This window comes from Aliiroseovarius sp. B-4 (assembly GCF_056857795.1).
The window spans coordinates 50697-63642 of the sequence record NZ_JBSXNV010000034.1; the positions used below are offsets into that span (position 1 = coordinate 50697).

A 12946-nucleotide genomic window follows, 5' to 3' on the forward strand; every position below is an offset into this window, starting at 1 on the left:
CGAAGCCTGATCCGGGCCGATCCCAACGCTGTCTGCACACACCTGTCGCACGCAAGAACGTTAATCCGAGTGTTTTTGTTATATTTCAGTTGCTTGCTCGTTATAAGGGAAAACCTTGTCCAATCGCGTTCATTGCCTAGTGACATCTGGCAAAAGCGGGTGTAAACGAGCGCCACAAGAAGCCGGACTCCTGTGGGGCAACAAGGTTGTTAGGTAGTTATAGTCCGGTAAGTTGAGGGAGTTGGTATGAAAGCAGAGACTTTCCTGCCCGACGATTACAGTCCTGCCGAAGACGAACCGTTTATGAATGAGCGTCAGACGGAGTATTTCCGTCGCAAGCTTCTGGCCTGGAAAGAAGAGTTGTTGGACGAAAGCCGCCATACGCTGGAAGGCTTGCAAGACAACACTCGGAACATCCCAGACATCGCGGATCGTGCGTCGGAAGAAACAGATCGGGCATTGGAGCTTCGTACACGGGATCGGTCGCGCAAGCTGGTTGGCAAGATCGATCAGGCTTTGCGCCGGATTGAAGAAGGCGAATATGGCTACTGTTCGGAAACGGGCGAGCCGATTTCATTGAAACGTCTGGATGCACGCCCGATCGCCACCCTGAGCCTTGAGGCGCAGGAACGCCACGAACGTCGCGAAAAAGTCCACCGCGACGATTAAGCCGCGGACCGCTGAAAACAACGGGATGGGCGCACTTGTCGCGTGGCATGACGCCCTGAACCATGACAAAAGGCGCTGGAGAACCCGGCGCCTTTTCTTTTGCCTTGTCGTCATGTGCTATGACACCAAACCAGCCGGACTGTGAAATGGATCAATATCCGCCGAGGAGCACAACGCTATGATCGCAGGACAGAACGTCACCATCCTTGGAGCAGGGATCGGCGGGCTGACGGCGGCCGTGGCCTTGGCGCAACGCGGCGCGAACGTCACCGTGTTGGAGCAAGCCCCTGAGATAACCGAGGTGGGCGCAGGGCTGCAAATCAGTCCCAATGGCGTGCGCGTTCTGGATGCGCTGGGTCTGGGCGACGCGGCCCGTGCCCGTGCCGTGCGGGGCACCGGGGTCTGGCTGCGCGATGGTGTCTCGGGTCACGAAGTGATTGATTTCAACTTCGAGAAAGTGGCTCCGGGCGCGAGCTTCTTGCTGTTTCATCGCGCCGATCTGATTGATCTTCTGGCGGAAGCCGCGCGCGATGCCGGGGTGGCAATCCTGTGCGGGACGCGGGTCGAGCGCGTCACACCCAGCCTGACCACGGCGCGCGTGAAAGTCACAGGCGAACCGGCGCAGGAGATGGCGTTTCTTATCGGTGCCGATGGGCTGCGATCCGTCGTCCACAGCGCAATGAACGGGGCTCGCGCGCCCTTCTTCACCGGGCAGGTGGCGTGGCGCGCGACTGTGCCCGCGACCGGCAGGGAACCCGCCGAGGCGACGGTGTTCATGGGCCCCGGACGGCATTTGGTGACTTATCCGTTGCGCAATGGCACGATGGTGAACCTTGTCGCAGTCGAAGAGCGCAGCGCATGGGCAGACGAGGGGTGGAACCATCACGATGACCCCGACAACCTGCGTGCGGCGTTCAGCGGCTTCTGCGACGATGCCCAAGCGCTTCTGGAGCGGGTCGAGACGGCGCATCTGTGGGGATTGTTCCGCCATCCGGTGGCGTTGAACTGGCACTATGGCCATTGCGCACTTCTGGGGGATGCGGCCCACCCGACCTTGCCCTTCATGGCGCAGGGCGCGGTTATGGCAATCGAAGATGCGTGGGTGCTTGCGGCCTGTCTGGATCGCGACGGGCTGGACGCGGGACCGCAACGTTATCAGTCTCTGCGCCGCGACCGCTGCGAGAAGATCGTGGCGGCGGCGGGCAAGAACGCCCGCAATTACCACTATGCCAACCCGCTTGCGCGGCGCGTGGGGCACGGGGCATTGCGGCTGGCCGGACGACTGGCCCCGCAACAGGTGTTCAATCGGTTCCGCTGGATCTATGACGCCGATGTGACGCAGGTATAAGGCTACGGTATCGTGCTGCTGGCCGTCACACCCAAAAGGGCGTTGACGTCAGCCTCGGGCATTGCGTCGCCAAGCGGTTCGAAATCACCGCGCTCTAACATCGCGCGTCCGGCATCGTGAATGGCGCGTTGGACCAATCGCGCCAACGCCGACCCCAAGGAAATCCGCGCCACCCCCGCTTTGGCGAACTCCGCGCGCGATATGCTGGTAAAAGGACCTGCCGCCAGCGCATTGACCGGCAGCTTTGTGGCCGCACAGACCCGCGCCTGATCCGCCAACGTGCCGGGAAAGGGGACATAGACGCAATCCGCCCCGGCAGCTTCGTACCCGGCAATCCGGGCCAGCGCTTCTTCCAGATCATACTGCCCGTTCATCACCCCATCGGCCCGCGCCACAAGGATGAAATCGCCGGGCAGGGCGCGGGCGGCGGCGGCGGCGGCCTTGATCCGTTCGATGGCAAACGGGCGATCATATGGCGAGACTGCGGGCAAGGCGGTATCTTCGATCGAGATACCCGCCAGTCCCGCCTGGTAAGACAGGCGCACGGTTTCGGCGCAAGTGTCGGGATCATCGCCAAAGCCGTTTTCGAAATCGCCGGACACCGGAATGGTCACGGCGGCGACCAGATCCTGCGCATGGGCCAACGCCTCCTCCCGGCTGACATGACCCATATCGGGACGCCCCAGAGTGAAGGCATGCGCGGCGGACGAGGTGCCAATGGCCTGCGCCCCCAAACCCGCGAGCATTTTGGCGCTGCCAATGTCCCAGGCATTGGCCAGAATAAACGGATTTCCCTTTTGGTGCAGGACGCGAAACGCAGCCCCGCGGTTCTGATCATTCATTGGCCTGTCTCCGATCCACCTGCTGACAGTGTTGAAGCAAGCTTTTCTTGCCCGCGTTGGGTTGTCAAACGTTGTCTCATTGGCGGACAGATCGCGATTTTTCCGGCAAAGCGCAGAAATGTCGGGCGTTCCCCTTTCCAAACCGCCCGCTCCATGAGATAGGGACGTGCCAAACGAACACTCCCGAGGAGAAAGCCCATGGAGATTCGCGAGGCGCTCACTTTCGACGACGTCCTTCTGGTTCCGGCCGCCAGCAATGTGCTGCCGTCCACCGCAAACACGACGACATTCGTGACGCGGTCGATTGCCATGAACATCCCGCTGCTCAGCTCGGCCATGGACACCGTGACCGAGGCCCGCATGGCCATCGCCATGGCGCAGGCCGGCGGCATGGGCGTCATTCACAAGAACCTCGACCTCGACCAACAGGCCGAGCAGGTGCGCCGCGTGAAGCGGTTTGAAAGCGGCATCGTCTATAATCCGATCACGCTGACGCCCGACCAGACGCTGGCCGACGCCAAACTGTTGCAGGACCGGTATCGCGTCACGGGTTTTCCCGTGGTCGACGAAAAGGGCCGCGTGGTGGGGATCGTCACCAATCGCGACATGCGCTTTGCCACCGATGACAACACACCGGTAAAGGTGATGATGACGTCCGACAACCTTGCCATGTTGCAAGAACCAGCCGAGTTGGAAGAGGCGAAAAGCCTGATGAAAGCCCGCCGGATCGAAAAGCTGTTGGTGACGAATGGCGAAGGCAAGCTGACCGGGCTTCTGACCTTGAAAGACACCGAGCAAGCGGTGTTGAACCCCACGGCCTGCAAAGATGACCTTGGTCGCTTGCGGGTTGCGGCGGCCAGTTCGGTCGGCGACAGTGGCTTTGCGCGCTCCGAAGCCCTGATTGACGCAGGCGTGGATATCGTCGTCGTGGATACGGCGCATGGCCATTCCGAAGGGGTGATCGAGGCGGTGAAGCGGATCAAGGCGCAGTCGAACAGCGTTCAGGTCATTGCAGGCAACGTCGCAACCGGGGCGGCCACCCGCGCCCTGATCGACGCAGGTGCCGACGCGGTGAAGGTGGGGATCGGTCCGGGGTCCATCTGCACGACGCGGATGGTTGCGGGCGTTGGTGTGCCCCAACTGACTGCGATCGGGGATTGCGCGGCGGCGGCGGGGGACGTGCCGGTGATCGCCGATGGCGGCATCAAGTTTTCGGGCGATTTCGCCAAAGCCATCGCCGCGGGCGCAAGCTGCGCGATGGTCGGTTCGATGATCGCGGGCACCGATGAAAGCCCCGGCGAGGTGATCTTGTATCAGGGCCGCTCGTTCAAAGCCTATCGGGGGATGGGATCGCTGGGCGCTATGGCGCGCGGCTCGGCCGATCGCTATTTCCAGAAGGACGCAGCGTCCGACAAGCTGGTGCCGGAAGGCATCGAAGGCCAGGTGCCGTATAAAGGCAGTGCCGGGGCTGTCATTCACCAATTGGTCGGCGGTTTGCGGGCGGCGATGGGGTACACCGGTTGCGCCACCGTGGCCGAGATGCGCAAGAACTGTCAATTCGTGAAGATCACCGGGGCAGGTCTGAAAGAAAGCCACGTGCATGATGTGCAGATCACTCGCGAAAGTCCAAACTATCGTATTGGATAGGAATATCATGAGGTTGTGGCGCTTTGTTAATGTTTTCGGAGTAGGGCGGTGACGCCCGGCGCCCGCGTCGCAGCGGCCATCGACATCCTTGATATCCATCTTTCTGGCACCCCGGCGGAACAAGCCCTGACCGGCTGGGCGCGGGGGCATCGTTTTGCAGGCTCGAAAGACCGCGCGGCGATCCGTGACCACGTGTTTGACGCGCTTCGGCGGTTGCGTTCTTCGGCTGGTTTGGGTGGCGGAATGACGGGTCGTGCGGTCATGATCGGTCTTTTGCGGGGACAGGGGATCGACCCCGACACGCTGTTCACAGGTGTAGGCCACGCCCCCGCAGTTCTGGCCGATCAGGAACGCCTGTCCGGCGGCGACCTCTCGCGCGCCGCGCGCCTTGATTGTCCGGACTGGATGCTGCCCCACTTCGATCAAAGTCTTGGTGACAGGTCAGATGACGTGCTGGAGGCGCTGCGCCACCGCGCGCCCGTCTTCCTACGGGTCAACAGTGCCCGCGCAAACTTGGATCAGGCGCAGAGCCAATTGGCGGAGGATGGGATCGTGACGCGCCCGCACCCGCTTGCTCCGACGGCGTTGGAAGTTTTGGAAAATCACCGCAATATCAATAGCTCACGCGCCTTCCTTGATGGGTTGGTAGAGCTTCAGGACGCCGCCTCGCAAGCCGTGGTCGAGGCCTTGCAGATCGCACCGGGTCTGCGCGTTCTGGATTTTTGCGCGGGTGGCGGCGGGAAAGCGTTGGCGCTGGCCGCTCTCGGGGCCGAAGTCGTGGCGCACGACATTTCGCCTGCACGGATGAAGGATATTCCGGCGCGGGCTATGCGGGCGGGATGCCAAATCCAGATTGCCACACCGGACAGGCTGGGTGATTTCGGGACGTTCGATCTGGTGTTTGCCGACGCGCCCTGTTCCGGTAGCGGATCATGGCGTCGTGCACCGCAGGGAAAATGGCTGATGACGCGTGAAAGGTTCGCCGGCCTCTTGGATACCCAGCAGACGGTTTTGTCGCAGCTTCCGACCCAAACTGCACCCGACGGGGCGATTGCCTATGCGACCTGTTCGCTACTGGATGCTGAGAACCGGGCGCAAGTGAATTGGTTCATAGCAGAACAGTCCGGCTTCGCCATCGACCTCGAAGCCCAGTTTTCGCCTCTGGACGGCGGCGATGGGTTCTATGTTGCGCGACTAAGGCGAATGTAGGGCTTGGCAAAGACAATCACAGGTTGTTAACCTAGATCTCATTAATCGGCGCTTAACCGACCACGGGCAATAACCGGGGAGCCGATTCTGAAAAAGGGGATCTCTGTGTCGTACGCTGACTTGTCGTCCAATCCATTGACCGAAATCGCCCTGCGCTTATCGCAGCGGGTCGGATACTTGCTCTCTCTTGCGGTGCTTTCTGTCGGTGCGGCCTGGTTTGTTAGCTTTCCGGTGGCGGGGTTGACCCTGTTGCTGATCGGGCTGACCTTTCTGTCGCTCGCGTTGACCGTCACGGTGTTGACTGCGCATCATCACCGCCAGCAAAGGACGATGTTTCGCACCGTGAAGCGGTTTGCCGATCGCGATGGCGCGGCCACATTCGCAACCGATGCCGACGGGATGATCCGCTATCAGAATGTCGCCGCGACCGCGGCTTTCGGACAACAACTCGGGGCGACCTTGGCCAGCACTGTGAACGACATGTTTGCAGCGCCTGCTTCAGTTCTGTTTCGGTTGCAAAACAAAGCCCAGGCCAAGGGGGCGGCCTGCGAAGATGTCGTCTTGAGGCGCGGACATGTGCGGCTTTCGGTGCATACACTTGTCGGCAGCGGGTTCCTGTGGCGGTTGGAAGAATTTGGCGAACGCGGACAGGGCGGGCGCACCGGCGAACATATCAGCCTTCCAATGATGATCGTGTCGAAATCCGGCACCATTCTGTTTATGAATGAATCCGCTCGCCGCTTGTTGGGCGGCCGCGAAACCACTCTGGACCGCGTGTTTACGGAATTGCCCCTAAAGGCCGGGGCGGTGATGCAGGTTTCGGCCAAGAATGGTCATGTGCCCGCGTTTGTTTGCGAGTTGGAGATCAGCGCCGGCAGGCGGGAGATCTATCTTCTTCCGCCACCGGCCGGTCCCGCCATTACCAATGAAGAATGGGCCTTTATCGAAAGCCTGCCAGTGCCGTTGATCAAGTTGGACACAACGGGTGCGATCATCATGGCCAATCGTCGCGCGCGCGGGCTCTTGGGCGATGAAAACGCCATCGGCACGCAACTGGCAGATCAGGTCGAAGGATTGGGGCGCCCGGTGTCCGAATGGCTGCGTGAGGCGCATGCCGGGCGGCATCTCGGGCGGGCTGAGGTCGTGCGCGCGGTGAAACCGGATGAGGATGTGTTCCTGCAAATCTCTCTGGGGCAGGTCGCGGATGAGGCGGGCCGTGCGCTGGTCGCCGTGTTGCAAGACGCGACCGAGCTGAAGACGCTCGAGGCGCAGTTCGTTCAGAGCCAGAAAATGGAAGCGATCGGACAGCTGGCTGGTGGTGTGGCGCATGATTTCAACAATTTGCTGACGGCCATTTCGGGCCATTGTGATCTTCTGTTGCTGGGTCGCGATGAAAACGATCCTGAATATTCAGACTTGTCGCAAATCCATCAGAATGCCAATCGCGCCGCGGCACTTGTGCGCCAATTGCTGGCCTTTTCGCGCAAGCAAACCTTGTGCCCCGAAAAATTGGCCCTGACCGACTCTCTTTCGGACTTGACACATCTGCTCAACCGTCTGGTCGGCGAGAAAGTGTCGCTCGATCTGGATCACGACCGCAATCTGATGCCAATCCGTGCCGACCGCCGCCAATTGGATCAGGTGATCATGAACCTTGTGGTCAACGCCCGCGACGCCATGCAGGATGGCGGCGAAATCCGTGTCGAAACCCGAAATGTCACAGTGGAGCAGGCGATGCACCGCGACCGGGCAACCGTGCCGGCTGGCGATTATGTCACGATCCGTGTGATCGACCAGGGCACGGGCATTCCCGCCGACAAGCTCAGCAAGATATTCGAGCCGTTCTTCACCACGAAAGGGGCAGGTAAAGGCACCGGTCTTGGGCTGTCGATGGCCTATGGCATCGTGAAGCAGATGGGCGGGTTTATCTTTGTCGATTCAATCCCCGGTGCCGGATCGACTTTCACGCTGTATTTCCCGGTGTGTCAGGAGAGCGACGAGCAAGACGTGCCGGGTGAAGAGGTTTCAGCAGATCAGGTGGATGCCATTGATGACCAGGGCGACGATCAGATTCAGGCCACGTTGGATGCCCTGACGGTTGATGATCAGATCGTTCTGGCTGCTGAGACCGTGACCCTGAAGGGGCCGATCCGACCGTCCCAAGCCAGCGATGGTTTTCTGGGTCAATCAATAAAGCAGCCCCCGACGCCCGTGACCGCATCCATTCCCAAACCCACTCACGACCTGGACGACGTAAAAGATAACATCGTCTTGCTGGTGGAAGACGAAGCTCCGGTGCGCGCCTTCGCGTCGCGTGCTTTGCGAATGAGGGGGTTCACGGTGCTGGAGGCCGAGAATGCCGAGGAAGCCCTGAAAACACTGGAAGACACGACATTGTCGGTCGATGTCTTTGTCACCGATGTCATCATGCCCGGTATGGATGGCCCGACTTGGGTGGCAAAGGCGCTGGAGGATCGGCCGGGTGTGAAGGTTGTGTTCGTATCAGGTTACGCTGAAGATTCGGTATCTGAACATCAGTCACGCATTCCCAATTCCGTGTTTTTGCCCAAGCCGTTCTCTCTGACCGATCTGACCGCGACGGTGCAAAGACAACTGCACTGATGCCGACATAACAGACAGGGTGTCCAACTCTGTCCGCACCTGAAAATTGATCGTTAACCCTTTGCTTACCATTCCCCGTCAAACTTAATAATGAAAACATAACTTGAAATGTTCTTATTTTGTGCTCATAACGGCATATGAGAACAAGAGCAGAACACGAGCATGATTGCCGCCCGTTCGCGGGTGTGAAATAAGGGATGATAACAAATGGCAACGGCGGATATCTTTGATATGAAACGTGACGGTGACAAACAGAAGGCGCTCGACAGCGCGCTGGCGCAGATCGAACGACAATTTGGCAAAGGGTCGATCATGAAGCTGGGGTCGGACAATCCCGTCGCCGAGATCGCTTCAACCTCGACCGGATCGCTGGGGCTGGATATTGCGCTGGGGATCGGCGGGCTGCCAAAAGGCCGCATTGTCGAGATTTACGGCCCCGAAAGCTCGGGCAAGACCACGTTGACGCTCCATTGTGTCGCCGAGGAACAGAAAAAAGGTGGTGTGTGTGCCTTCGTGGATGCCGAGCACGCTCTGGACCCGCAATATGCCAAGAAACTTGGCGTTGATCTGGATGAACTGCTGATCAGCCAACCCGATACGGGCGAACAGGCGCTTGAGATTGTCGACACGCTTGTGCGGTCGGGCGCGGTGAGCATGGTGGTCGTCGATTCGGTCGCCGCGCTGACGCCCCGGTCCGAATTGGAAGGCGATATGGGTGACAGCAATGTCGGCGTGCAAGCCCGGTTGATGAGCCAGGCGATGCGCAAACTGACCGGCTCGATCTCGCGTTCGAAATGCACAGTGATCTTCATCAACCAGATCCGCATGAAGATCGGTGTCATGTTCGGCAGCCCGGAAACCACATCGGGCGGCAACGCACTGAAATTCTACAGCTCGGTTCGGCTGGACATCCGCCGGATCGGCGCGATCAAGGACCGGGACGAGGTGGTCGGCAACGCAACCCGCGTCAAGGTCGTCAAGAACAAGGTGGCCCCGCCGTTCAAGCAGGTTGAATTCGACATCATGTATGGCGAAGGCATCTCGAAAATGGGCGAGCTTCTTGATCTTGGGGTGAAAGCTGGCGTGGTCGAGAAGTCCGGCGCCTGGTTCAGCTATGGTGACGAACGGATCGGTCAGGGGCGGGAAAACGCCAAGACCTATCTGCGCGAAAACAACCGCACCGCGCTTGAGATCGAAGACAAGATCCGCGCCGCCCACGGGTTGGATTTCGACATGCCGGAAGCGGAAAAAGATGAGGACGACGACGGGCTTTTGGAAGCGTGATCTCGTCTACATGATATTGGGAAGGCCGGGCTGAACCCGGCCTTTTCTTTTTGGGCGTCGGTGGCTGTGGACAGGGGGGGCTGGCAAAGGTAAATGAATGTGAACGCCCATTCAGAGATAAGATATCATGGCCAGCCTTAACGACATCCGCTCCACCTTTTTGAAATATTTCGAAGATAACGGGCACACGGTTGTGGACAGCTCGCCCCTTGTGCCGCGCAACGATCCGACGCTGATGTTCGTCAATTCGGGCATGGTGCAGTTCAAGAACCTGTTTACGGGGCTTGAGACCCGCGACTATACCCGCGCCACTACGGCACAGAAATGTGTGCGCGCAGGCGGCAAACATAATGATCTGGACAATGTCGGTTACACAGCCCGCCACCACACGTTTTTCGAAATGCTGGGCAATTTCAGTTTCGGAGATTACTTCAAAGATGAAGCGATCCCCTTTGCGTGGAACCTGATCACAAGGGAATTTGGGATTGACCCAAAACGCCTGCTGACCACGGTCTATCACACGGACGATGAGGCCTTTGATATCTGGAAAAAGGTCGGCGTGCCCGAGGACCGGATCATTCGCATCGATACGGCCGACAATTTCTGGCAGATGGGGCCGACCGGTCCCTGTGGGCCGTGCACCGAAATTTTCTATGATCACGGCGATCACATTTGGGGTGGCCCTCCGGGCAGCGCAGAAGAAGACGGCGACCGGTTCATTGAAATCTGGAACATCGTTTTCATGCAGAATGAACAGTTCGAAGATGGCTCCATGAAGGCGCTGGACATGCAGTCCATCGACACCGGTATGGGGCTGGAGCGGATTGGCGCGCTGCTACAAGGCAGCCATGACAACTATGACACCGACCTGTTCAAAGCGCTGATCGAAGCATCGGCACATGTCACGAACGTGGCCCCCTATGGCGATCAGAATGTGCATCATCGGGTGATTGCGGACCACTTGCGCTCGACGTCGTTTTTGATGGCGGACGGTGTGATGCCCTCGAACGAAGGGCGTGGCTATGTGCTGCGCCGGATCATGCGCCGCGCGATGCGCCACGCCCATCTGCTGGGCGCGCAAGACCCGGTAATGCACCGTCTTGTGCCCGAATTGGTGGCGCAGATGGGTCAGGCCTATCCCGAACTTGGCCGCGCCCAGACAATGATCGAAGAAACGCTTCTGAACGAAGAAACCCGGTTCAAGAAGACACTCGACCGCGGTTTGAAACTGCTGGATGACGAGGTGTCAGGCCTGCCCGAAGGTGCGGAACTGCCCGGCGAAACTGCATTCAAACTCTATGACACCTATGGATTCCCCTTGGATCTGACGCAGGATGCGCTGCGGGAAAAGGGACGTGGCGTGGATCAGGCCGGTTTTGACGCCGCGATGGAAGAGCAAAAAGCGCGTGCGCGGGCCGCATGGTCGGGGTCAGGTGAAGCAGCGGATGCGACCATCTGGTTTGATCTGGCCGAACAGCATGGCGTGACTGAATTTCTGGGCTATGACACCGAACATGCCGAGGGGCAGGTTCTGGCACTTGTCGCGGACGGCGCATTGACGGATCGGGCGACATCCGGGGACGAGGTTCAGATTGTCGTGAACCAGACGCCGTTTTATGCCGAGGCTGGCGGTCAGGTGGGCGATACCGGCCTGATCCGCACTGACACGGGGTCGGCCCATATCACCGATACCAAAAAGGTCGCGGATGTGTTCATCCATTTCGCCAAGGTGGATGAGGGCGAGATTGCCACGGGGCAGGGCGCTGAACTGGCGGTTGAACACCTGCGCCGCACGGCGATCCGCGCCAACCACTCGGCCACGCACCTGCTGCATGAAGCCCTGCGAAACGAGCTGGGTGATCACGTTGCGCAACGCGGGTCGTTAAATGCGCCGGATCGTTTGCGCTTTGATTTCAGCCACAACAAGGCGGTTTCGGCGCAGGAGTTAAGCAACATCGCCCGCGAGGTGAACACCTATATTCGCCAGAACGCGCCTGTCGAAACACGGATCATGACGCCGGATGACGCGCGCGAGATTGGCGCGCAGGCGCTGTTTGGCGAGAAATATGGCGACGAAGTGCGCGTCGTCTCGATGGGTCATTCGCCCACCGGCAAGGGCACTGATGGCCAGACCTATTCCATCGAGCTGTGCGGTGGCACTCATGTCCGCCAGACCGGTGATATTGGCGTATGCGTGATCCTGTCCGAAGGCGCGAGCGCGGCGGGCATTCGCCGGATCGAAGCACTGACCGGCAAGGCTGCTGTTGCCTATATCGAAGCAGAAGCCGCGCGCGCCTCGGAACTGCAAGGCATGTTGAAAGCCAAGCCGGACGAGGTTGTGGACCGCGTCAAGGCGTTGTTGGACGACCGCAAGGCGCTGAACAATGAGATTTCAGCGTTGAAACGCGAGTTGGCGAAGGTCGCGGGGGCAGGGGCGGAGGCCAAGGATATCGGTGGCGTGAAGTTCCTTGCAATGACCATAACGGGTGTCGCCGGGAAAGACCTGCAAACGCTTGTGAATGAACAGAAAGATGCGCTTGGATCAGGTGCAGTTCTGATCATTTCGGACAATGACGGCAAGGTCGCCGTGGCCGCAGGGGTGACGCCGGATATGACTGACCGTGTGTCGGCGGTTGACCTTGTGAAAGCGGCTGTGCCTGCACTTGGCGGCAAGGGTGGCGGTGGTCGCCCAGAACTGGCGCAGGGCGGGGGGCTGGACTTCTCGGGTGCCGCAGCCGCTGTGGCCGCAGCCGAAGCTGCCATCGCGGGCTGACAGGCCCCATTGCAAAATCTGATCGGCCGCGTATCGTCTGCTGACTTACGCGGCCTTTTTATATTGCAGGAGAGACACGATGCCCGCCCTTTGGATTGCCCATGTGACCGTTACGGATGAAGAGGCCTATGGCAAATACGCCGCCCTTGCCGGGCCTGCGATTGCGAAACACGGCGGCCATTTCATCGCGCGCGGCGGGCGCTATGTGCAACTGGAAGGCAAGGACCGCCCACGCAATGTGGTGGCGAAATTCCCAAGCGTCGAGGCCGCCGAAGGATGCTATCGCTCGCCCGAATATCAAGAGGCGTTGAGCCACGCGCGCGGGGCGTCAGAGCGCGAATTGTTGGTGGTTGAAACGGACGAATGAAACTCTAACATCGATTTCCCTGATCATACCGCTTTTTGCGATTGCGGGCAGCACGGTCGCTTGGATGGTCAAAGAGTTCCGGGAAAGGGCGTGGGATCGACGAAAGCGGTTCTTCGAGCTTGTGAGTGTTATCGAAGCAGATGGCAATCGCGCCGCCGCCCTGTCGTCACAAACCTTTGGTTTGA

At 59.7% G+C, this 12946-nt stretch carries 9 protein-coding genes; 8 read left to right on the plus strand and 1 reads right to left on the minus strand.

Annotated elements, in window-relative coordinates:
- Positions 1–246 precede the first annotated feature (246 nt).
- Together dksA and AC13C8_RS07640 are read left to right on the plus strand one after the other, a co-directional pair.
- Complete coding sequence (gene dksA, locus AC13C8_RS07635; protein WP_091430241.1) at positions 247–669, plus strand: RNA polymerase-binding protein DksA; 423 nt, start codon at positions 247–249, stop codon at positions 667–669.
- Positions 670–847: 178 nt separating this feature from the next.
- Positions 848–2017 carry an FAD-dependent monooxygenase gene (locus AC13C8_RS07640; protein ID WP_482846939.1) on the plus strand — a complete coding sequence of 390 codons (1170 nt, stop codon included), beginning with the start codon at positions 848–850 and terminating at the stop codon, positions 2015–2017.
- Positions 2018–2019: 2 nt separating this feature from the next.
- Here the strand turns inward: AC13C8_RS07640 and AC13C8_RS07645 are convergent, their stop codons facing one another.
- Entirely contained in the window at positions 2020–2859 is an 840-nt protein-coding gene (locus AC13C8_RS07645; RefSeq protein ID WP_482846940.1) for an isocitrate lyase/PEP mutase family protein, read from the minus strand.
- A 198-nt stretch (positions 2860–3057) separates the two neighbouring features.
- Here AC13C8_RS07645 and guaB point away from each other — a divergent pair, with 198 nt between their 5' ends.
- From guaB to AC13C8_RS07675, 6 genes are all read left to right on the plus strand, one after another.
- On the plus strand, positions 3058–4506 hold the full coding sequence (gene guaB / locus AC13C8_RS07650) for an IMP dehydrogenase (protein WP_091430238.1): 1449 nt from the start codon (positions 3058–3060) through the stop codon (positions 4504–4506).
- Positions 4507–4554: 48 nt separating this feature from the next.
- Positions 4555–5715: an RsmB/NOP family class I SAM-dependent RNA methyltransferase gene (locus AC13C8_RS07655; protein ID WP_482846941.1), complete on the plus strand. Its 1161-nt coding sequence runs from the start codon at positions 4555–4557 to the stop codon at positions 5713–5715.
- Positions 5716–5820: 105 nt separating this feature from the next.
- Entirely contained in the window at positions 5821–8337 is a 2517-nt protein-coding gene (locus AC13C8_RS07660; RefSeq protein ID WP_482846942.1) for a hybrid sensor histidine kinase/response regulator, read from the plus strand.
- A 207-nt stretch (positions 8338–8544) separates the two neighbouring features.
- Positions 8545–9621, plus strand: a complete 1077-nt coding sequence (gene recA, locus AC13C8_RS07665) for a recombinase RecA (RefSeq protein ID WP_482846943.1) — start codon at positions 8545–8547, stop codon at positions 9619–9621.
- Between the two features lie 127 nt (positions 9622–9748).
- A complete protein-coding gene (gene alaS, locus AC13C8_RS07670; protein WP_482846944.1) occupies positions 9749–12394 on the plus strand; it encodes an alanine--tRNA ligase in 2646 nt (881 codons plus the stop codon).
- Positions 12395–12473: 79 nt separating this feature from the next.
- Positions 12474–12761 (plus strand): DUF1330 domain-containing protein, encoded by a 288-nt coding sequence (locus AC13C8_RS07675; protein ID WP_091430231.1) that lies wholly within the window; start codon positions 12474–12476, stop codon positions 12759–12761.
- Positions 12762–12946 lie beyond the last annotated feature (185 nt).